Annotated in this window: 19 protein-coding genes; 2 read left to right on the top strand and 17 right to left on the bottom strand. The window is 61.6% G+C overall.

The features are described 5' to 3' along the window. Positions 1-64: 64 nt before the first annotated feature. From nuoF to cspD, 15 genes are all read right to left on the bottom strand, one after another. Positions 65-1423 (bottom strand): NADH-quinone oxidoreductase subunit NuoF, encoded by a 1359-nt coding sequence (nuoF, locus tag IFT76_RS18385; RefSeq protein WP_122477744.1) that lies wholly within the window; start codon positions 1421-1423, stop codon positions 65-67. After that, positions 1420-1917 carry an NADH-quinone oxidoreductase subunit NuoE gene (gene nuoE, locus IFT76_RS18380; RefSeq protein ID WP_122477746.1) on the bottom strand — a complete coding sequence of 166 codons (498 nt, stop codon included), beginning with the start codon at positions 1915-1917 and terminating at the stop codon, positions 1420-1422. Before nuoE ends, nuoF begins: the two co-directional genes overlap by 4 nt. A 2-nt stretch (positions 1918-1919) precedes the next feature. Continuing rightward, a complete protein-coding gene (gene nuoC / locus IFT76_RS18375; protein WP_122477748.1) occupies positions 1920-3707 on the bottom strand; it encodes an NADH-quinone oxidoreductase subunit C/D in 1788 nt (595 codons plus the stop codon). A 79-nt stretch (positions 3708-3786) separates the two neighbouring features. After that, positions 3787-4461 (bottom strand): NuoB/complex I 20 kDa subunit family protein, encoded by a 675-nt coding sequence (locus IFT76_RS18370; protein ID WP_122477749.1) that lies wholly within the window; start codon positions 4459-4461, stop codon positions 3787-3789. Positions 4462-4471: 10 nt separating this feature from the next. Next, positions 4472-4885, bottom strand: coding sequence for an NADH-quinone oxidoreductase subunit A (locus tag IFT76_RS18365; RefSeq protein ID WP_043190089.1), 414 nt, complete (start codon positions 4883-4885; stop codon positions 4472-4474). Positions 4886-5482: 597 nt separating this feature from the next. After that, a complete protein-coding gene (gene aceA / locus IFT76_RS18360; protein WP_192059698.1) occupies positions 5483-6808 on the bottom strand; it encodes an isocitrate lyase in 1326 nt (441 codons plus the stop codon). Positions 6809-7091: 283 nt separating this feature from the next. Further along, positions 7092-7847, bottom strand: coding sequence for a secretin N-terminal domain-containing protein (locus IFT76_RS18355; RefSeq protein ID WP_122477753.1), 756 nt, complete (start codon positions 7845-7847; stop codon positions 7092-7094). Positions 7848-7968: 121 nt separating this feature from the next. Next, positions 7969-8394: a GNAT family N-acetyltransferase gene (locus IFT76_RS18350; protein WP_192059696.1), complete on the bottom strand. Its 426-nt coding sequence runs from the start codon at positions 8392-8394 to the stop codon at positions 7969-7971. Next, positions 8387-9556 carry a ribosomal protein uL16 3-hydroxylase gene (locus IFT76_RS18345; RefSeq protein ID WP_192055319.1) on the bottom strand — a complete coding sequence of 390 codons (1170 nt, stop codon included), beginning with the start codon at positions 9554-9556 and terminating at the stop codon, positions 8387-8389. The genes IFT76_RS18350 and IFT76_RS18345 overlap by 8 nt, the downstream gene beginning before the upstream one ends. Before the next feature lie 84 nt (positions 9557-9640). Further along, complete coding sequence (gene purB, locus IFT76_RS18340; RefSeq protein WP_122477758.1) at positions 9641-11011, bottom strand: adenylosuccinate lyase; 1371 nt, start codon at positions 11009-11011, stop codon at positions 9641-9643. Positions 11012-11100: 89 nt separating this feature from the next. Further along, positions 11101-11721: a high frequency lysogenization protein HflD gene (gene hflD, locus IFT76_RS18335; protein WP_122477760.1), complete on the bottom strand. Its 621-nt coding sequence runs from the start codon at positions 11719-11721 to the stop codon at positions 11101-11103. After that, the gene (gene mnmA, locus IFT76_RS18330; protein WP_192059694.1) at positions 11718-12839 is read right to left on the bottom strand and encodes a tRNA 2-thiouridine(34) synthase MnmA; all 1122 of its coding nucleotides are present in this window, start codon (positions 12837-12839) and stop codon (positions 11718-11720) included. The genes hflD and mnmA overlap by 4 nt, the downstream gene beginning before the upstream one ends. Before the next feature lie 59 nt (positions 12840-12898). Continuing rightward, positions 12899-13339 (bottom strand): NUDIX hydrolase, encoded by a 441-nt coding sequence (locus IFT76_RS18325; protein WP_192059692.1) that lies wholly within the window; start codon positions 13337-13339, stop codon positions 12899-12901. Between the two features lie 186 nt (positions 13340-13525). Then, a complete protein-coding gene (locus IFT76_RS18320; RefSeq protein ID WP_192059691.1) occupies positions 13526-15754 on the bottom strand; it encodes an NADP-dependent isocitrate dehydrogenase in 2229 nt (742 codons plus the stop codon). A 437-nt stretch (positions 15755-16191) separates the two neighbouring features. Then, positions 16192-16467 carry a cold shock domain-containing protein CspD gene (cspD, locus tag IFT76_RS20910; RefSeq protein ID WP_122478252.1) on the bottom strand — a complete coding sequence of 92 codons (276 nt, stop codon included), beginning with the start codon at positions 16465-16467 and terminating at the stop codon, positions 16192-16194. Positions 16468-16690: 223 nt separating this feature from the next. On the opposite strand from cspD, the gene clpS reads away from it, so the two are divergent. Together clpS and clpA are read left to right on the top strand one after the other, a co-directional pair. Further along, a complete protein-coding gene (clpS, locus tag IFT76_RS18310; protein WP_043190060.1) occupies positions 16691-17053 on the top strand; it encodes an ATP-dependent Clp protease adapter ClpS in 363 nt (120 codons plus the stop codon). A 29-nt stretch (positions 17054-17082) separates the two neighbouring features. Then, positions 17083-19353 (top strand): ATP-dependent Clp protease ATP-binding subunit ClpA, encoded by a 2271-nt coding sequence (gene clpA / locus IFT76_RS18305; RefSeq protein WP_122477768.1) that lies wholly within the window; start codon positions 17083-17085, stop codon positions 19351-19353. Between the two features lie 140 nt (positions 19354-19493). Here clpA and infA read toward each other — a convergent pair whose 3' ends face one another. After that, on the bottom strand, positions 19494-19712 hold the full coding sequence (gene infA, locus IFT76_RS18300) for a translation initiation factor IF-1 (protein WP_002553999.1): 219 nt from the start codon (positions 19710-19712) through the stop codon (positions 19494-19496). A gap of 99 nt (positions 19713-19811) precedes the next feature. Continuing rightward, positions 19812-20519: an arginyltransferase gene (locus IFT76_RS18295; protein WP_122477770.1), complete on the bottom strand. Its 708-nt coding sequence runs from the start codon at positions 20517-20519 to the stop codon at positions 19812-19814. Positions 20520-20544: the final 25 nt, after the last annotated feature.

Below are 20544 nucleotides of genomic sequence, written 5' to 3'. Positions count from 1 at the left end.
CGCAGCCGGAAAGGGCGCGTCAACGGGCGATACCGGCGGCACGGGCCGCCGGGCGTGCCGTGAGTCAGGCGCCGGCCATGGTGGGAGTTGCCACCTGGGTCAGGCTGCCCGGCGTGACGGGCTTGATGCCCGCCTCGAACTCGGCACGGAAATATTTGATCGCGCTGCCCAAGGGCTCCACGGCGCCGGGCGCGTGCGCACAGAACGTCTTACCGGGGCCGAGAAAACCGACCAGGCCCAGCAGGGTTTCGATATCCCCCGGCTGGCCGTTGCCGGTCTCGATGGCGCGCAGCAGCTTGACGCTCCACGGCAGGCCGTCGCGGCAAGGGGTACAGAAGCCACAGGACTCGCGCGAAAAGAACTCTTCCATGTTGCGCAGCAGGGACACCATGTTGACGCTGTCGTCCACGGCCATGGCCAGGCCCGTACCCATGCGTGTGCCGACCTTGCCGATACCGCCGGCGTACATCTGCGCGTCGAGGTGCTCGGGCAGCAGGAAACCGGTACCGGCGCCGCCTGGCTGCCAGCACTTGAGCGTGAAACCGTCGCGCATGCCGCCGGCATAGTCTTCGAACAACTCGCGGGCGGTGATGCCGAACGGCAGTTCCCAAAGACCGGGGTTCTTGACCTTGCCGGAGAAGCCCATCAGCTTGGTGCCGTGGTCTTCACTGCCCGGCATGGCCAGCGCCTTGTACCAGTCGATGCCGTTGCCGACGATGGCTGGCACGTTGCACAGGGTTTCTACGTTGTTCACGCAAGTCGGCTTGCCCCACACGCCCACGGCGGCAGGGAAGGGCGGCTTGGAACGCGGGTTGGCGCGGCGGCCTTCCAGCGAGTTGATCAGCGCGGTTTCTTCACCGCAGATGTAGCGGCCGGCACCGGTGTGCACGAACAGCTCGAAGTCGAAGCCCGAGCCCAGGATGTTCTTGCCCAGCAGGCCGGCGGCTTTCGCTTCCTGTACGGCACGATTCAGGTGCTTGGCGGCGGTGGTGTATTCGCCGCGCAGGAAGATGTAGCCACGGTAGGCCTTCAGCGCGCGCGCGGAAATCAGCATGCCTTCGATCAGCAGATGAGGCTGCTGCTCCATCAGCATGCGGTCCTTCCAAGTGTTGGGCTCCATTTCATCCGCGTTGCACAGCAGGTAGCGGATGTCCATGGATTCGTCTTTGGGCATCAGGCCCCATTTGACACCGGTGGGGAAGCCCGCACCGCCGCGGCCCTTGAGGCCGGAATCCTTTACCGTCTGCACGATGTCGTCCTGCGACATGTCGGCAAATGCCTTGCGCGCGGCGCTGTAGCCGTCCTTGGCCTGGTACTCGTCGAGCCAGATCGGCTCGCCGTCGTCACGCAGGCGCCAGGTCAGCGGATGGGTTTCAGCGGCGCGGGCAATGGTGTTGGCCGGGCCGAACGAGGTGAGCTTCATACGTAGCCCTCCAGCAGTTGGGCCACGCCAGCGGGCTGGACATCGCCAAAGGTGTCGTCGTCGATCATCAGCGCCGGGGCCTTGTCGCAATTGCCCAGGCAGCACACCGGCAGCAGGGTGAAGCGGCCGTCGGCGGTGGTCTGGCCCAGGCCGATGCCCAGCTTGCTCTGGATTTCGCTGACCACCGATTCATGCCCGCCGATGTAGCAGACCATCGAATCGCATACGCGGATGATGTGTCGGCCTACCGGCTGGCGGAATATCTGGCTGTAGAACGTGGCCACGCCTTCGACGTCGCTGGCCGGAATGCCGAGCAGTTCGCCGATTGCGTACAGCGCGCCATCAGGCACCCAGCCGCGTTCCTTCTGGACGATCTTGAGGGCTTCGATGGACGCCGCACGCGGGTCCTCGTAGTGGTGCAACTCGTGCTCGATGGCCGAGCGCTCGGTTTCGCTCAGGGCGAAACGGTCTGTCTGGATGAGCGTGCTGTTCATGCTTAACGGTCCACGTCGGCCATAACGAAATCGATGCTACCCAGGTACGCGATCAAATCCGCGACCATGCTGCCCTTGATCACCGAAGGGATCTGTTGCAGGTGCGGGTAGCTCGGGGTGCGTATGCGGGTACGGTAGCTCATGGTGCCGCCGTCGCTCGTCAGGTAATAGCTGTTGATGCCCTTGGTCGCTTCGATCATCTGGAAGGATTCGTTGGCCGGCATCACCGGGCCCCACGAAACCTGCAGGAAGTGCGTGATCAAGGTTTCGATGTGCTGCAGCGTGCGCTCCTTGGGCGGCGGCGTGGTCAGCGGGTGATCCGCCTTGTACGGGCCTTCGGGCATGTTGCGCATGCATTGGTCGATGATGCGGATGCTCTGGCGCATCTCTTCGACGCGGACCATGCAGCGGTCATAGGCATCGCCGTTGTGCGCGAGCGGCACTTCGAACTCGAAGTTCTCGTAGCCCGAATACGGACGCGCCTTGCGCAGGTCGAAATCGCAACCGGTGGAGCGCAGGCCGGCACCGGTGACGCCCCACTCCAGGGCTTCCTTGGTGTTGTAGGCGGCGACACCGATGGTACGGCCCTTGAGGATGCTGTTCTGCAATGCAGCCTTGGTGTATTCGTCGAGGCGCTTGGGCAGCCATTCGACGAAGTCCTTGACCAGCTTCTCCCAGCCGCGCGGCAGGTCGTGAGCCACGCCACCGATGCGGTACCAGGCCGGGTGCAGGCGAAAACCGGTGATGGCTTCGATCACCGTGTAGGCCTTCTGGCGGTCGGTGAAGGTGAAGAACACCGGGGTCATGGCGCCGACGTCCTGGATGTAGGTACCCAGGAACAGCAGGTGGCTGGTGATGCGGAAGAACTCGGCCATCATGATGCGGATGGTGTCGACCTTCTGCGGCACCTTGATGCCGGCCAGCTTCTCGACGGCCAGCACGTAGGGCAGGTTGTTCATCACCCCGCCCAGGTAGTCGATGCGGTCGGTGTAGGGGATGAAGCTGTGCCACGACTGGCGCTCGGCCATCTTCTCGGCACCACGGTGGTGGTAGCCGATGTCGGGCACGCAGTCGACGATCTCTTCGCCGTCCAGCTGCAGGATGATGCGGAATGCACCGTGCGCGGAAGGGTGGTTGGGGCCCAGGTTGAGGAACATGTAGTCCTCGTTGGTCCCGGAGCGTTTCATGCCCCAGTCCTCGGGCTTGAAGCGCGCGGCTTCCTCTTCCAGCTGCTGCTTGGCCAGAGTCAGGCTGTAGGGGTCGAACTCGGTCGCGCGCGCCGGGTAGTCCTTGCGCAGCGGGTGACCTTCCCAGGTCGGCGGCATCATGATGCGCGACAGGTGAGGGTGACCGGCGAAGTCGATGCCGAACATGTCCCAGACTTCACGCTCGTACCAGTTGGCGTTGGGCCAGATACCGGTGATGGTCGGCAGGTTCAGGTCGCCTTCGTTCAAGGCCACCTTGAGCATGACGTCGCTGTTACGCTCGACCGACAGCAGGTGGTAGAACACCGTGAAGTCGCCCGCGCCGGGGATGGCGCGGCGATGGGTGCGCAGGCGCTCGTCCACGCCGTGCAGGTCGTAGAGCATGCTGTACGGCTTGGACACGTTGCGCAGGAACGTGAGGATCTCGACCAGCTTGGCACGGGCCACCCACAGCACCGGCATGCCGGTACGGGTTTCCTGGGCGAGGAACGCCTCGGGGCCAAAGCGCTGGTTCAGTTCGACGACCACATCTTGGTCGTCAGCCTTGTAGGGCGGGATATACAGAGCGGTGTCCGCTGTTGTCATGGTCTCGGTCGCTATCGGTCAACTACGGTGTGAAGCCAGGGGTTCTCGGCCTGCATCGGCAGGCGTGACAAACGCTGGATCAGACTTCGTCGGGGCTGCGCAGGTGGGTTACCGCAATACGCTGTTCGCGGCGCTGTTCCTTCTGCGACGGCATCTCGGCGCGGTAGACGCCTTGATCACCGACGACCCAGGACAACGGGCGACGCTCCTGGCCAATCGACTCCTGCAACAGCATCAGGCCTTGCAGGAATGCTTCAGGGCGCGGCGGGCAGCCAGGCACGTAGACGTCCACGGGGAGGAACTTGTCGACCCCCTGGACCACCGAGTAGATGTCGTACATGCCACCGGAGTTGGCGCACGAACCCATGGAGATGACCCACTTGGGCTCGAGCATCTGCTCGTAGAGGCGCTGGATGATCGGCGCCATCTTGATGAAGCAGGTGCCGGCGATGACCATGAAGTCGGCCTGACGCGGCGAGGCCCGAATGACTTCGGCGCCGAAGCGGGCGATGTCATGGGGTGCCGTGAAGGCCGTGGTCATTTCCACGTAGCAGCACGAAAGACCGAAGTTGTACGGCCACAGGGAGTTCTTGCGACCCCAGTTGACCGCGCCGCTGAGGACGTCTTCGAGTTTGCCCATGAAGATGTTCTTGTGAACCTGATCTTCTAGGGGGTCGGAAACAGTTTCCCTGGTGCCGATGGGATACTGCTCGTTGGGAGCATCGGGGTCGATCCGGGTGAGATTGTATTGCATTGCCAAAGCCTCATTGTTTCAGCTTCGCCTGCCGCTTGCGACGAGCTTCCGGTGCCCAGTCAAGGGCGCCCACTCGGAACAGGTAGACAAGACCTGCCAACAGAATTGCTATGAAAACGAGAGCTTCGACGAATCCGGTCCAGCCGCTTTCGCGGACGGACACAGACCAGGCAAAGAGAAAAAGGGCTTCGATATCGAAGATCACGAACAGCATCGCGACCAGATAGAATTTGGCGGAAAGGCGCAGGCGGGCGCTGCCGACCGGCAGCATGCCGGATTCGAAAGGTTCGTTCTTGCTGCGTCCGAAGGCTTTGCTGCCCAGCAGGCTGGAGAGCCCGAGCATGAACGCACACAGACCGGCAACACCGAGAAGGAAGATGGCAAAGCCCCAGTTGTGGGCGATGAGTCCTGTCGAATCGGGCATGCTGGTTTCCTTGGCAGGGGCCGGGGCCTCTGGGTTGAATGAAGTGTCGCAGTGACGATATGTCGCAGCAGAATCAATCGCGATGATTTTATGGGTAAAAGCCGGGCAAGTAAATTTCGGATCGCAAATTAATTCGTATCATTACGCACATAGGCTTATTCAATGTAGCTCACTGGCAGGATTTAGGTGGGTGAAACACGAAAATATCAAGCAGGCCAAGCTTTTACCGTGAGTACGTGAATATCTTAATGATAACTAATATCATTTAGCGTCTTGGATTGACCGTGCAAGTTGGCTCAATTAACTGTGCGCAGTGTTTTACCCGCTTATTCGGTTGCCGGCATTGCGCTGGATCAATCGGACGCATAAAAAAGCCGCCGGCAACTGCATGCGGCGGCTTTGGATTCAACACCCATCCCTGTGGAAGCGACGGTGACCCTGTGGGAGCGGGTTCTACCCGCGAAGGCGACGCTGCGGTCTGGCGGGTACACCGCGCCGAGTTCTTCGCGGGCAGAGCCCACTCCCACAGTTACCTCGCCGCACAGGCACCTTGACCCACAGACGCTGCGCCCTCGCGAGAGCAGCTTGCCTGGGGGATCAGTGGAACTGCTCTTCCTCGGTCGAGCCGGTCAGGGCGGTGACCGACGAGGCGCCGCCCTGGATCACGGTGGTCATGTCGTCGAAGTACCCGGTACCCACTTCCTGCTGGTGGGCGACGAAGGTGTAGCCCTTTTCGGCATCGGCGAATTCCTGCTCCTGCAGCTTCACATAGGCCGTCATGTCGTTGCGCGCGTAGTCGTGCGCCAGGCTGAACATGCCATGCCACATGTTGTGGATCCCGGCGAGGGTGATGAACTGATGCTTGTAGCCCATTGCCGACAGCTCGCGCTGGAATTTGGCGATGGTTGCGTCGTCCAGGTTCTTCTTCCAGTTGAAGGAAGGCGAGCAGTTATAGGAAAGCAACTGGTCCGGGTACTCGCGCTTGATGGCCTCGGCGAAGCGACGCGCCTCATCAAGGTCCGGCTTGGCGGTTTCGCACCAGATGAGGTCGGCATAGGGCGCGTAGGCCAGGCCGCGGGCGATTGCCTGATCGAGGCCGGCACGTACCTTGTAGAAGCCTTCGGGTGTGCGGGTGCCGGTCACGAACGGCTGGTCGTAAAGGTCGCAGTCCGACGTCAGCAGGTCCGCAGCGTTCGCATCGGTGCGCGCCAGGATGATCGTTGGCACACCAGCGACATCGGCGGCCAGGCGCGCAGCGGTGAGTTTCTGCACGGCTTCCTGGGTCGGCACCAGTACCTTGCCGCCCATGTGCCCGCATTTCTTCACCGAGGCCAACTGGTCCTCGAAGTGAACGCCGGCGGCGCCCGCTTCGATCATGTTCTTCATCAGTTCATAGGCATTGAGCACGCCGCCGAAGCCGGCTTCGGCATCGGCCACGATCGGTGCAAAGTAGTCGATATAGCCTTGGTCACCAGGGTTCTTGCCGGCTTTCCATTGGATCTGGTCGGCACGTCGGAACGAGTTGTTGATGCGCTTGACTACGGTCGGCACCGAGTCCACCGGGTACAGCGACTGGTCGGGGTACATCGATTCGGCCGAGTTGTTGTCTGCTGCGACCTGCCAGCCGGACAGGTAGATGGCCTGGATGCCGGCCTTGACCTGTTGCACGGCTTGGCCGCCGGTAAGCGCGCCCATGCAGTTGACGAAATCCTTGTCGGGGCGGAATGAAGGCTTGGCGCCCTGGGTCACCAGGTTCCACAGTTTCTCTGCGCCCAGGCGGGCCAGCGTGTGTTCGGGTTGGACCGATCCGCGCAGGCGCACCACGTCGGCGGGCGAGTAGTTGCGCGTCACACCTTTCCAGCGCGGATTTTCGGACCAGTCTTTTGCAAGGGCCGCTTCTTGTTGTTCGCGTGTCAGTGCCATGGAGATAAACCTCGTGCATAGGTTCGATGATGGGGTTGCTGCGCCAGGCGCTGCTTGTGCCGAACTGCCGGTCGGCCTTCACCTTGCGGTGCGTTTGCCAGCGTGGCAAAGGCGCGGATCAGTGAAGGCGAGGCCATCATGCCCCATGGATTTTCTGCACGTCAAACGTTTTGTAGTGGAATCTACTAAGCACTACATAAAGGCCAATTTCGCGACTGTGGAGTCATTTTTCGAGGCTGCGGTCGACGATTCCCGACAGGGGTGGCGCTGTCGCGCCTCAGGCTCAGTCAAGGGTGTCGACCTTGACTCGAACGGTAGTGTCGTTACGCCCCTGAGTGCTGTATTGCCGGGCGATGCCCTGTTGGTTGATGCTCGAATGCTCGTTCATGCCGGCCACCGTGATCCACTCGCCGAGCCGGCCGCTGAGGGTCGATTGCGTACTTTGCACGTTGACCACGTCGGCCCTTTCCTGGCTCAATCGATCATTGTTTGTAGCGATGTTGAGGTGCACTACATCACCGGTCAGGCTGGCTGTTACGTAGAAACCCTGGGTGACATCGCGGTACTCGGTCTGCGCTTGCAGGCGACCGTACGCGTCGGTGCCTGCAGTAGTTAGGGGTACGCTTTGGCCGATCTGGATCAGTGCCGGGCTGCCTTCGCTGGCCTGAACCTGCTGCACTCCGCCGCTGCGGTTGTCGGTACCGTACTGGATGATGCGCGTAGTGCCACCGCCGTTGACGCGATAGCCGCGCTGGTTGGCGGTGTTGCTGTCGCTGGTGTCGACACTGATCAGCAGGCGTCGCGCCGGCTTGTCCAATTGCTCGAGCAGCGCCGTGAGCTCGTCGAGCTTGTCGGGCTCGGCGTTGACCACCAGTTGGTTGCCGTAGGCTGCGACGCTGCCGTCTCGTCCCACCAGTTGTTGGGCGATGGGCAGGATATCGGCACTGGTGCGATAGTGAAGGGGCATGACCTGGGTAGCCGCCTGGGCACTGGGCATCAGGCACAACAGCAGGCTGGCGAGCAGAAGGTGCAGCGGCATGTCCGTGATCTCCGCATTGGATGTGCGGACAAGTATGGCATGCGCGCTGAATGTACAGGATGCAGCATATCAGCCGAACCACGTCGCCGCTTTCGCGGCCGACGGTCACGCTCACACGTGGTCAGCTTGGACTGCGAACCATGTTTACATGGGGCAGGCCGGCTTCGAGAAACTCACCGCTGACGACGCGAAAGCCATGGTGTTCGTAGAACGCCGTGGCATGCACCTGAGCGCTGAGTTTCTGCTCGTGCAGGCCCAGTGCATTGGCATGGGCGATGACCGCTTGCAGCAACTTGTCGCCCACCCTCAGGCCGCGCCAGTCCTTGAGCACGGACACCCGGCCGATTTCACCGTCGGCGAGCAGGCGGGCAGTGCCCACCGCATAGTCGCCTTCGACAGCCAGGAAATGCACCGCGCTCAGATCGTCCTCGTCCCATTCCAGCTCGGCCGGAATCGCCTGCTCGGCGATGAACACCGCCTCGCGAATGCGCCGGATGTCGCGATTGTCCTTGTGCCAGTCAGCCACGCGCACGCCAATGCTATTCATCGATGGCGAACCCCAGGCTCCCTTGCTTCACCAGCTCGCAGAGCAGCGCGCGACCCTGTTCGTCGTGCATCCAGGGGCCCAGGTTGTCGATGTGCAAGGCGTCGGCCGCGCAGATCAGCTTCAACAGATCGCGCAGTTCGCCGGGCAACAAGCGGCTTTGGCCACTGGCGAACAGCAACAGGTCTGCGTCGACTTCCGACCAGGCCAGGCGGGCGCTCGGGTTACGCACCAGCAGCGCACCCTGTTCCAGTTCGGCAAGCAGATCGGCCTCGGCCATGTCTTCGCCGGCAACCAGCTCCGGATAGCGCGGCTCGGTCATGAATTGGCCAAACCAGGTCAGCAACAGGCGCTCGTCGCTCATGTGCTCGGCCAGCAGGCGCTTGAGCCGATCCAGGGCGTCGTGCTGGATCTGGTGCGGGTCGGCCGCAGGCACTGCATCGGCGTCGCTGTAGCGCTCTTCGTCCGGCAGGAACTGGCTGAGGAAGTCGGTGAAGTGGGTCAGCACTTCGGCAGCGCTCGGGGCACGGAAACCGACCGAATAGGTCATGCAATCGTCCACGGCAACGCCGCAATGGGCCAGGCGCGGCGGCAGATAGAGCATATCGCCGGGCTCCAGAGTCCACTCTTCGCTCTGCTGGAAGTCGGCCAGGATGCGCAGATCCGCGTGATCGAGCAGCGGGCTCTGCGAATCGCACATCTGCCCTACCTTCCAGTTGCGCTTGCCCAGGCCCTGCAGCAGAAACACATCGTAGTTGTCGAAGTGCGGGCCCACACCACCGCCTGGTGCGGCAAAGCTGATCATGACGTCATCGATGCGCCAGCTGGGCAGGAAGCGGAAGTGCTCGAGCAGCTCGGCGACTTCCGGAACGAACTGGTCAACAGCCTGGACCAGCAGGGTCCACTCGGTTTCAGGCAGCTTGCTGAATTCATCCTCGGCAAAGGGCCCACGGCGCATTTCCCACGGCTGGGCGCCGTGTTCGATGACGATCCGCGACTCGACTTCTTCCTCGAGCGCCAGGCCGGCGAGTTCATCGGCGCTCAGCGGATTTTCGAAATCGGTGAAGGCCTGGCGTACCAGCAGGGGTTTCTTCTGCCAGTAGTCGCGCAGGAATTCAGCGGCAGTCAGGCCGCCCAGTATTTGAAGTGGGGTATTAGCTTTCATGTGTAACCTGCTGAATTATATTGCTTTTATAACTGGAATAAAAACGCCCGGCGAGGCCGGGCGTCAAAGCGTCGGTGGCGAATGTCAGACGCGCTTGGCCTGCGCTGCTGCATTGCCTATGTAGTTCGCCGGGGTCAGTTGCTTGAGTTCGGCCTTGGCTTCTTCAGGCATGTCCAGCCCGTCGATGAAGGTCTGCAGAGCTTGTGGGCCGATGCCCTTGCCGCGGGTCAACTCCTTGAGCTTCTCGTACGGGTTCTCGATGTCGTAACGGCGCATGACCGTCTGGATGGGTTCGGCCAGCACTTCCCAGCAAGCGTCCAGATCTTCAGCTATTTTCTGAGTATTGATCTCTAACTTGCTGATTCCCTTGAGACTGGCTTCGTAGGCGATCACGCTGTGGGCGAAACCGACACCGAGGTTGCGCAGCACGGTGGAGTCGGTCAAATCGCGCTGCCAGCGCGAGATCGGCAGCTTGCTGGCCAGGTGCTGGAACAGCGCGTTGGCGATACCCAGGTTGCCTTCGGAGTTCTCGAAGTCGATCGGATTGACCTTGTGCGGCATCGTCGAGGAACCGATTTCGCCAGCGATGGTGCGCTGCTTGAAATAGCCCAGGGAGATGTAGCCCCAGATATCACGATCGAAATCGATGAGGATGGTGTTGAAGCGGGCGATCGCGTCGAACAGCTCGGCAATGTAGTCATGCGGCTCGATCTGCGTGGTGTAGGGATTGAAGCCCAGGCCCAGTTCGTCTTCGATGAAGGCGCGGGCATTGGCTTCCCAGTCGATCTGCGGGTAGGCCGACAGGTGCGCGTTGTAGTTGCCTACCGCGCCGTTGATCTTGCCCAGCAGGGGCACGGCTGCCACCTGCGCGATCTGCCGCTCCAGGCGGTACACCACGTTCGCCAGCTCCTTGCCCAGGGTCGTCGGCGAAGCCGGCTGGCCATGGGTGCGCGACAGCATCGGCACGTCGGCGAAGCGATGGGCCAGCTCGCGGATCGACCCGGCGATCTGGCGCATCAGCGGCAGCATCACATCGTCGCGGCCTTCGCGCAGCATCAGCGCGTGGGACAGGTTGTTGATGTCCTCGCTGGTGCAGGCGAAATGGATGAACTCGCTGACCTTGGCCAGTTCCGGCAGCTTGGCCGCCTGCTCCTTGAGCAGGTACTCGATGGCCTTGACGTCGTGGTTGGTGGTGCGCTCGATTTCCTTGACGCGCTCGGCGTGCTCCAGGGCGAAATCACTGGCAAGCACATCCAGTACGGCGTTGGCCTCTGCCGAGAAAGCCGGTACTTCGGCGATTTGCGGGTGCGCGGCCAGGCGCTGCAACCAGCGCACCTCGACCAGAGCGCGGAAGCGAATCAGGCCGTACTCGCTGAAAATGGTGCGAAGGGCCTGGGTTTTGCCGGCGTAGCGGCCGTCTACAGGGGAAACCGCAGTGAGCGAAGAAAGCTGCATGGGTATTCTCGGACAGTCGGGCTTTGAAAAGGGCGCGAATTATACATGAAAAAAGCCGGTTGGGCGGCCCGGGCCAACCCTCCGGTCGTTCATCCGCGCATCAGGGGGTACAGCTCTCGCAACAGCTTGCGGCGGCTGATCACCAGCTGCCAGCGATGCCCGCCCAATTGTCGCCACAGGCGTGCGGCACGGATGCCGGCCAGCAGCAGGGCACGAATCTTGGAAGCGTTGTTGGGCTGCTGCAGGTGGCGCGTATCGCCATGCACCTGGATGCGTTGGCGCAGCGTGCTCAGGGTGTCCTGGTACAGCGCACCAGTGGCGGCGATGACGTTCTCATGGCCCTGGCCGAAGTGCTCGACCTGGTTCTGGATCTGCGGAATGCGCTTGCCGATGATCTCCAGCATCTCGCCGCGCTTGGCCAGCTGCCGCTCCAGGCCCAGCATCGACAGCGCGTAGCGCAGCGGCTCGCGCTGCAGGCTGCCGGGGTCTCGCTCCAGCGCGCTGGACAGCGCGCCATAACCTTCGCGCAGATGGCTGTCGTCGCCACCGAACACTTCAAGCGTGTTCTGCGGATCGACCACCAGCAGGCTGCCCAGCAGGCAGGCGACGTCAGCCTCGGCGGCGGAACCGGTCTTGGCGATACGGTCGACCAGCACCGCCGCCTGGAACACCGCGCCCAGGGCTACCAATTGTTCCTGCAGGTTGTTCATGGCTGGCTCCAGGGCTCGGCGACTTCGATGACGCCGCCACCCAGGCAGATTTCGCCGTCGTAGAACACCACCGACTGACCTGGGGTGACAGCCCGTTGCGGCTCGTCGAATACCGCGCGATAGCCCTCGGCGGTGCGTTCCAGGGTGCATACCTGGTCGCTTTGACGATAGCGGACCTTGGCCGTCAGGCGCCGCGGCTCGGCCAGGTCCACCGGGTTCACCCAGTAGATTTCCGAAGCGAGCAGGGCGCCGGAAAACAGCAGCGGATGCTCGTTGCCCTGGCCCACGATCAATTCGTTGGCGACCAGGTCCTTGGCCAGCACGTACCACGGGTCGTCACCGGCGTCCTTGAGGCCGCCGATACCCAGCCCCTGGCGCTGGCCGATGGTGTGGTACATCAAGCCGTGGTGACGGCCGATGACCTCGCCGCTGGTGGTCTTGATCTCGCCTGGCTGCGCTGGCAGGTACTGCTTGAGAAAGTCGCTGAAGCGGCGTTCGCCGATGAAGCAGATGCCGGTGGAATCCTTTTTCTTGGCGGTCGCCAGGCCGTGCATTTCCGCGATGGCGCGCACTTCGGGCTTTTCCAGTTCGCCTACGGGAAACAGCGTGCGAGCGATCTGCTCACCGCCGACGGCGTGCAGGAAGTAGCTCTGGTCCTTGTTCGGGTCCAGGCCCTTGAGCAGTTGCGTCTGCCCGTCGCTGTCGCGGCGACGCACGTAGTGGCCGGTGGCAATCAGGTCGGCGCCCAGCATCAGTGCGTAGTCCAGGAACGCCTTGAACTTGATCTCGCGGTTGCACAGGATGTCCGGGTTTGGCGTACGGCCGGCCTTGTACTCCTCGAGGAAGTGCTCGAAGACGTTGTCCCAGTATTCAGCCGCGAAGTTGGCGGTGTGCAGCTTGATGCCCAGCTTGTCGCAAACGGCCTGGGCATCCGCCAGGTCCTCGCGCGCCGTGCAGTAGTCAGTTCCGTCGTCTTCCTCCCAGTTCTTCATGAACAGGCCTTCCACGTGGTAGCCCTGCTCCATCAGCAGAAGGGCGGACACGGACGAGTCGACGCCGCCGGACATGCCGACGATGACGCGCTGTTTTGCGCAGTGGCGGGGAGCTGGCTCACGCATAGGGATTCGATGGGGCCTCTGAAAAGGACGCGATTCTAACAGGGTGCGTCGGAAAACGCTCAGGTGCGAATCAGCTCGAGGCTGTGCAGGGGGCCTGTCAGGTAGTCGTCCAGGCACTGCATGACCAGCTCACTGCGCAGTCGATGCCCTTGGGCGGCAAGCTCGTCGCGGTTCAGCCAGGTGGTACCGCTGATGTCTGGATCCAGCTCGCGCTCGGGGTTCAGGTGCAAGGGGCGGGCACTGAAGCAGATGCGCTGGTAGGTCACGCCGTTGCTGGGCGCCGTATACAGGTAGATGCCGACCACGCCGGTCAGCTCGACGTCCCAGGCAGTTTCTTCGAGGGTCTCGCGCAGGGCGGCTTGCATGAGGTTTTCGCCCGGCTCGAGATGGCCGGCAGGCTGGTTGAGCACTAACCGCCCACCTTTCATTTCCTCGACGAACAGAAAACGCCCGCGGTCCTCGATGATGGTGGCGACAGTGATATGCGGTTGCCAGGTCATGATGGAATCTCCCATTGATGGACCCCTCGTAGGAGCGGTCAGTGGCCGCGAACTGGGCACCGCGGTGCATCAGACAATACGCGTTGCTCCTTTCGCGGCCGATGACCGCTCCTACAAGGGGTCGCCTGCGCTTAAAAAGTCAGCCCCGGCACAGGGCCAGGGCTGGGGGTGTTACCGGTTCAAACCTTACACCAGCGAAGCGATCGCGGCGTTCAGGGTTTCGCTGGGGCGCATGGCCTTGCGGGTCAGTTCGGCATCGGCATGGTAGTAGCCGCCGATGTCCACTGGCTTGCCCTGCACGGCGTTGAGCTCGGCGACGATCTTCGCCTCGTTCTCGGCCAGGGTCTTGGCCAGCGGCGCGAAATGTGCCTGCAAGGCAGCGTCCTCGTTCTGCTCGGCCAGGGCCTGGGCCCAGTACAGTGCCAGGTAGAAGTGGCTGCCGCGGTTGTCGATGTTGCCGACCTTGCGCGATGGCGACTTGTTGTTGTCGAGGAATTGGCCGGTGGCCTTGTCCAGGGTCGCCGCCAGTACCAGCGCCTTGGGGTTGTCGTAGGTGCTGCCCAGGTGCTCCAGCGAAGCGGCCAGGGCCAGGAACTCACCCAGGGAATCCCAGCGCAGGAAGTTTTCTTCGACCAGTTGCTGCACGTGCTTGGGCGCCGAACCGCCAGCGCCGGTTTCGAACAGGCCGCCGCCATTCATCAGCGGCACGATCGAAAGCATCTTGGCGCTGGTGCCCAGTTCCATGATCGGGAACAGGTCGGTCAGGTAGTCGCGCAGCACGTTGCCGGTCACTGAAATGGTGTCTTGCCCGGCACGAATGCGCTTGAGCGAGAAAGCCATGGCATCGACCGGCGACATGATCTGGATGTCCAGGCCATTGGTGTCGTGGTCTTTCAGGTATTTCTGCACCTTGTCGATCATCACCGCGTCGTGGGCGCGTGCCGGGTCGAGCCAGAACACGGCAGGGGTGCTGCTGGCACGGGCGCGGTTGACGGCGAGCTTGACCCAGTCCTGGATCGGCGCGTCCTTGGTCTGGCACATGCGGAACACGTCGCCAGTCTCGACCTTCTGCTCCATGAGCACGCGGCCATTGCTGTCGCTGACGCGGACCACGCCGTCGGCGGCAATCTGGAAGGTCTTGTCGTGGGAACCGTATTCTTCGGCTTTCTGCGCCATCAGGCCCACGTTGGGCACGCTGCCCATGGTGGTCGGATCGAATGCACCGTGCTTCTTGCAGTCTTCGATGGCGGCCTGGTAGATGCTGGCGTAGCAGCGATCCGGGATCAGGGCCTTGGTATCCTGCAGCACACCTTCGGTGTTCCACATCTTGCCCGAGTCGCGGATCATGGCCGGCATCGAGGCATCGACGATGACGTCGCTGGGCACGTGCAGGTTGGTGATGCCCTTGTCGGAGTTGACCATGGCCAGGGCAGGGCGCGTGGCATAGACGGCCTGGACGTCGGCTTCGATCTGCGCCTGCTGCTCGGCGGGCAGCGACTTGATGCGCGAGTACAGGTCACCGATGCCGTTGTTCAGGTTGAAACCTACGTGCTCCAGCACGTCGGCGTGCTTGTCCAGCGCCTCCTGATAGAACTCGGCAACGATCTGGCCGAACATGATCGGATCGGAGACCTTCATCATGGTGGCTTTGAGATGAACGGAGAACAGCACGCCCTGTTTCTTGGCGTCCTCGATCTCGGCGGCCACGAAAGCGCGCAGGGCTTTTTTGCTCAGCGCGGCGCAGTCGATGATCTCGCCAGCCAGGACCTTGGTCTTTTCCTTCAATACGGTGGTGCTGCCGTCGCTGCCGACCAGCTCGATCTTGACGCTGCCGTCGGCTTCGATCAGGGCACTTTTCTCGCTGCCGTAGAAATCGCCGCTGCTCATGTGCGCAACGTGGGACTTCGAGTCGGCGGCCCAGGCGCCCATCTTGTGCGGGTGCTTGCGCGCATAGTTCTTGACCGACAGTGGTGCACGGCGGTCGGAGTTGCCTTCACGCAGTACCGGGTTCACGGCGCTGCCCTTGACCTTGTCGTAGCGGGCGCGGGTGTCCTTGTCGGCATCCGACTCGGCGCTGTCTGGGTAGTCGGGCAGGTCGAAGCCTTGGTCCTGCAGCTCTTTGATCGCCGCCTTCAATTGCGGTACCGAAGCGCTGATGTTCGGCAGCTTGATGATGTTGGCTTCAGGCGTGGTGGCCAGGGTGCCCAGCTCGGCGAGATCGTCCGGCACGGGTTTGCCGGCCTGCAGACGCTCGGGAAAGCTTGAAAGGATGCGCGCCGCCAGGGAGATGTCGCGGGTCTCGACGGCGATGTCCGAAGAAGCGGTGAAGGCTTCGATGATCGGCAGCAGCGAATAGGTGGCCAGGGCTGGCGCTTCGTCGGTGAAGGTGTAGATGATCTTTGAGCGGGTGGGCATAATCGAATTAACTCTCTTCTTTGCTGAGCGTGCACAGAATCTCGAGATGCGCAGGATAGGCGCTTTCGCTCGTTGTCATCAATGAGGCGAAAAATCGAGCATTGGTCGCGGTGATGTGGGATGCATCAGTAGAGCGTCAAGCGGTCGACCGGCAACAACGGCCCTCTCGCGACTCGCATGGGCGGTGCACGCGGGCGGACCGGTCCGACCAAGGTGACCCTGCGGTCACTGCGGCAGTATACCACTGGTCGCGGCGATGAATACTGTGTAGGGGGCACAAAGCTGGGCGGGTCGGCAACAGCCTGAAACGAAACAGGCCATCCGTGTGGATGGCCTGTCCGGGTGCACATTCGCAGCAATGACGGCGAGCAAGCGCTCACGTTGCCCGGCATGCGCCCGAGGAACGCTTGCTCGCGATCACTGTTCCTGCGCCGCGATCATGCGTTCGCGGACTCCCTTGCCTCTTCTTTGGTCGTCGCAGCGCTTGCTTGCGTGACTTCGGCCTCTACCGTCTTGATGGCCACGGCGTGCAGCCCCTTAGGTCCCTGTGAGATCTCGAAGGAAACGGCCTGGCCAGCCTTCAGCGTCTTGTAACCCTCCATGGCGATGGCGGAGAAATGGGCGAAAAGATCCTCGGTCTGACCGTCTTCGATAATGAAGCCGTAGCCCTTGGCATTGTTGAACCACTTGACTTTACCACTGCGCATACCCATATCCCTCTGCAAAGGACTCCAGCTCTGGAGTATCATCCACTTCGTGCGCAACACAACCGATTGAAAAAATTTGGTTGACTGCGCGGACCTTTCTTCCCCAATGTGGGTTCTACTGTTTGTAACACCGTTTTGCCGATAGTCAAGGTCATGCGGCGACCGAGTCAAAATTCGGTCACAAGGTCAACCCACCACTTCTATTCGCTCAACGATGAATCTTCTTTCCATGCATGCATTCAGTCAGATTCGACTAACCTTCAATCAAGACCGCCCGCAGTCGCACGAGGACGATTCGGCAGGCATTGCCGTCCAGGAATCCAAGCCTGCATTGCAGGCCCCACCGATGTATAAGGTGGTTCTGTTCAACGACGACTACACCCCGATGGATTTCGTCGTCGAGATCCTCGAGGTTTTCTTCAATCTGAATCGTGAGCTGGCGACCAAGGTCATGCTGGCCGTCCATACAGAAGGACGGGCAGTATGCGGATTGTTTACCCGAGACATCGCCGAAACCAAGGCCATGCAGGTCAACCAGTACGCCAGGGAAAGCCAGCATCCGCTACTCTGTGAAATCGAGAAGGACGGTTAACGCCGACCACTTGGGTATGAGGTGAAGCTATGTTAAACCGCGAGCTCGAAGTCACGCTCAATCTTGCCTTCAAGGAAGCGCGCTCCAAGCGTCATGAGTTCATGACCGTGGAACACCTTCTTCTGGCGCTATTGGACAACGAGGCAGCCGCCACCGTATTGCGCGCGTGCGGCGCCAATCTCGAAAAACTCAAACACGACCTGCAGGAGTTCATCGACTCCACCACGCCGTTGATCCCCGTGCATGACGAGGATCGTGAAACCCAGCCGACGCTGGGCTTCCAGCGTGTGCTGCAGCGTGCCGTGTTCCATGTACAAAGTTCGGGCAAGCGAGAAGTCACCGGCGCCAACGTGCTGGTGGCGATCTTCAGCGAGCAGGAAAGCCAGGCCGTGTTCCTGCTCAAGCAGCAGAGCGTGGCGCGCATCGATGTGGTCAACTACATCGCGCACGGTATTTCCAAGGTCCCTGGTCACGGTGACAGCTCCGAAGGCGAGCAGGAAATGCAGGACGAAGAAGGCGGTGATACCTCTTCGTCGAGCAACCCGCTGGATGCCTATGCCAGCAACCTCAACGAGCTGGCTCGCCAGGGTCGCATCGATCCACTGGTCGGTCGCGAGAGCGAAGTCGAGCGCGTCGCGCAGATTCTCGCTCGTCGCCGCAAGAACAACCCGTTGCTGGTAGGCGAAGCAGGCGTGGGCAAGACGGCGATTGCCGAAGGCCTGGCCAAGCGCATCGTCGATAGCCAGGTGCCTGATCTGCTGGCGAACAGTGTCGTGTATTCCCTCGACCTGGGCGCGCTGCTGGCCGGTACCAAGTACCGCGGCGATTTCGAGAAGCGCTTCAAGGCATTGCTCGGCGAGCTGAAGAAGCGTCCGCAGGCGATCCTGTTCATTGACGAGATCCACACCATCATCGGTGCGGGTGCTGCGTCGGGCGGGGTGATGGATGCGTCCAACCTGCTCAAGCCGCTGCTGTCCTCCGGTGATATCCGCTGCATCGGTTCGACCACCTTCCAGGAATTTCGTGGCATCTTCGAGAAAGACCGCGCCCTGGCACGTCGTTTCCAGAAGGTCGACGTGTCCGAGCCTTCGGTGGAAGACACCATCGGCATCCTGCGTGGCCTCAAGGGGCGGTTCGAGCAGCACCACAACATCGAATACAGTGACGAGGCCCTGCGTGCGGCCGCCGAGCTGGCGTCGCGCTACATCAATGACCGACACATGCCCGACAAGGCCATCGACGTCATCGACGAGGCAGGTGCCTACCAGCGCCTGCAGCCTGAAGCCAATCGAGTCAAGCGTATCGAAGTGCCTCAGGTCGAAGACATCGTGGCCAAGATCGCGCGGATTCCGCCGAAGCACGTAACCAGTTCCGACAAGGAGCTGCTGCGTAACCTGGAGCGTGACCTCAAGCTCACTGTGTTTGGCCAAGACGCTGCCATCGACTCGCTGGCCACGGCCATCAAGCTGTCGCGCGCCGGGTTGAAAGCGCCGGACAAGCCCGTGGGTTCGTTCCTGTTCGCCGGCCCTACCGGTGTCGGCAAGACCGAGGCTGCGCGCCAGCTGGCCAAGGCCCTCGGCGTGGAGCTGGTGCGTTTCGACATGTCCGAGTACATGGAGCGTCACACCGTATCGCGTCTGATCGGTGCGCCACCGGGTTATGTCGGGTTCGACCAGGGCGGTCTGTTGACCGAAGCCATCACCAAGCAGCCGCATTGCGTGCTGCTGCTCGATGAAATCGAAAAGGCTCACCCCGAGGTCTTCAACCTGCTGCTGCAGGTCATGGATCACGGCACCCTGACCGACAACAACGGACGCAAGGCGGATTTCCGCAACGTGATTCTCATCATGACCACCAACGCTGGTGCCGAAACAGCTGCGCGGGCCTCGATCGGGTTTACCCATCAGGACCACTCATCCGACGCCATGGAAGTGATCAAGAAAAGCTTCACGCCGGAATTCCGCAACCGCCTGGACACCATCATCCAGTTCGGTCGCCTCAGCCACGAAGTCATCAAGAGCGTGGTCGACAAGTTCCTCACCGAATTGCAGGCGCAGCTGGAAGACAAGCGTGTGCAGCTTGAAGTCACCGATGCCGCGCGCGGCTGGCTGGCGGCAAGTGGCTACGATGTGCAGATGGGCGCGCGTCCCATGGCGCGCTTGATTCAGGACAAGATCAAGCGGCCGTTGGCGGAAGAGATCCTGTTCGGCGAGTTGGCCGAGCATGGCGGGGTGGTGCACATCGACATCAAGGACGGCGAGCTGACCTTCGATTTCGAAACCACGGCTGAGATGGCATAACGGCTCGACGCGGCTTGCGCCGCTGCTACAGGGGTTTGTACGGTCTCTGCAGCAGCGGCGCAAGCCGCGTAGCTTTTGGTGTCCAAATCCCACGCACACAAAAACGCCCGGCAATGCCGGGCGTTTTCATGTGTCTCGGTTCAGCGAGCGCGGTAGGTGATGCGCCCTTTGCTCAAATCATAGGGCGTCAGTTCAACACGCACCTTGTCACCGGTGAGAATACGAATGTAGTTCTTGCGCATCTTGCCGGAGATATGCGCGGTTACGACGTGCCCGTTTTCCAACTCCACGCGAAACATGGTGTTGGGCAGGGTGTCGACGACAGTGCCTTCCATTTCGAAGCTGTCTTCTTTCGACATGCAGTAAAACCCTCGGTATCCAGTTGATGGCCCGGTGCAACTGCGCCAGGCAAAAGCGGCGTGCATTGTGCCCGAAAAAGGGGGCTCAAGCCAAGGGGTTCAGTTAAGTGTTACCCATCTCTGGTTGATAAGCAGCTCGATGGGTCGATATTGCGTCTTGTAATTCATCTTCTGGCAGTTCTTGATCCAGTAGCCCAGATAGACCGCATCCAGGTTCAATCGCCGTGCTTCCTCGATCTGCCACAGGATCGCCAGACGGCCCAGGCTGCGCCGCTCTTCGGTCGGCTCGTAGAAGGTGTACACGGCGGACAGCCCGTTGGGCAGCAGGTCGGTCACGGCCACCGCCAGCAGCCGGCCTTCCAGGCGAAATTCGTAGAAACGCGAAAACGGCAGGTCTCGGACCAGAAATGTCGAAAACTGATCACGGCTGGGCGGAAACATGTCGCCATCGGCGTGGCGCTGCTCGATGTAGCGCTGATAGAGGTCGAAATACTCTTCGCTGAAGCGGGGGGTGGCACTCGTCACCTGGACGTCGTGATTGCGCTTGACGATGCGTTTCTGCTGGCGCGAGGGGGTGAAGCCTGCCGTGGGAATGCGTGCCGGCACGCACGCGTTGCAGCGCTGGCAGTGCGGCCGGTAGAGGTGGTCACCGCTGCGGCGGAAACCCATTTCCGAGAGGTCGGCGTAGACGTGGACGTCCATCGGCTGGCTCGGATCGAGAAACAAGGTCGTGGCTTGCTCGTCGGGCAGGTAGCTGCACGAATGGGGTTGAGTGGCATAGAACTTCAGGCGCGCCAACTCAGTCATGATGAACCCTCGGAATGAAACCATT

The organism is Pseudomonas sp. CFBP 13727 (assembly GCF_014841915.1).
GTDB lineage: Bacteria > Pseudomonadota > Gammaproteobacteria > Pseudomonadales > Pseudomonadaceae > Aquipseudomonas > Aquipseudomonas baltica.
This window is presented reverse-complemented; position numbering and strand designations above follow the sequence as displayed.

Coding starts and splice junctions, on each gene's coding strand:
- IFT76_RS18345 (WP_192055319.1), bottom strand. CDS start 9,556: ATGAAAGCTAATACCCCACTTCAAATACTGGGCGGCCTGACTGCCGCT.
- IFT76_RS18325 (WP_192059692.1), bottom strand. CDS start 13,339: ATGACCTGGCAACCGCATATCACTGTCGCCACCATCATCGAGGACCGC.
- IFT76_RS18320 (WP_192059691.1), bottom strand. CDS start 15,754: ATGCCCACCCGCTCAAAGATCATCTACACCTTCACCGACGAAGCGCCA.
- hflD (WP_122477760.1), bottom strand. CDS start 11,721: ATGAACAACCTGCAGGAACAATTGGTAGCCCTGGGCGCGGTGTTCCAG.
- nuoF (WP_122477744.1), bottom strand. CDS start 1,423: ATGAAGCTCACCTCGTTCGGCCCGGCCAACACCATTGCCCGCGCCGCT.
- IFT76_RS18355 (WP_122477753.1), bottom strand. CDS start 7,847: ATGCCGCTGCACCTTCTGCTCGCCAGCCTGCTGTTGTGCCTGATGCCC.
- IFT76_RS18370 (WP_122477749.1), bottom strand. CDS start 4,461: ATGCAATACAATCTCACCCGGATCGACCCCGATGCTCCCAACGAGCAG.
- nuoE (WP_122477746.1), bottom strand. CDS start 1,917: ATGAACAGCACGCTCATCCAGACAGACCGTTTCGCCCTGAGCGAAACC.
- cspD (WP_122478252.1), bottom strand. CDS start 16,467: ATGGGTATGCGCAGTGGTAAAGTCAAGTGGTTCAACAATGCCAAGGGC.
- infA (WP_002553999.1), bottom strand. CDS start 19,712: ATGTCGAAAGAAGACAGCTTCGAAATGGAAGGCACTGTCGTCGACACC.
- mnmA (WP_192059694.1), bottom strand. CDS start 12,839: ATGCGTGAGCCAGCTCCCCGCCACTGCGCAAAACAGCGCGTCATCGTC.
- IFT76_RS18295 (WP_122477770.1), bottom strand. CDS start 20,519: ATGACTGAGTTGGCGCGCCTGAAGTTCTATGCCACTCAACCCCATTCG.
- nuoC (WP_122477748.1), bottom strand. CDS start 3,707: ATGACAACAGCGGACACCGCTCTGTATATCCCGCCCTACAAGGCTGAC.
- IFT76_RS18365 (WP_043190089.1), bottom strand. CDS start 4,885: ATGCCCGATTCGACAGGACTCATCGCCCACAACTGGGGCTTTGCCATC.
- clpA (WP_122477768.1), top strand. CDS start 17,083: ATGTTAAACCGCGAGCTCGAAGTCACGCTCAATCTTGCCTTCAAGGAA.
- IFT76_RS18350 (WP_192059696.1), bottom strand. CDS start 8,394: ATGAATAGCATTGGCGTGCGCGTGGCTGACTGGCACAAGGACAATCGC.
- clpS (WP_043190060.1), top strand. CDS start 16,691: ATGCATGCATTCAGTCAGATTCGACTAACCTTCAATCAAGACCGCCCG.
- purB (WP_122477758.1), bottom strand. CDS start 11,011: ATGCAGCTTTCTTCGCTCACTGCGGTTTCCCCTGTAGACGGCCGCTAC.
- aceA (WP_192059698.1), bottom strand. CDS start 6,808: ATGGCACTGACACGCGAACAACAAGAAGCGGCCCTTGCAAAAGACTGG.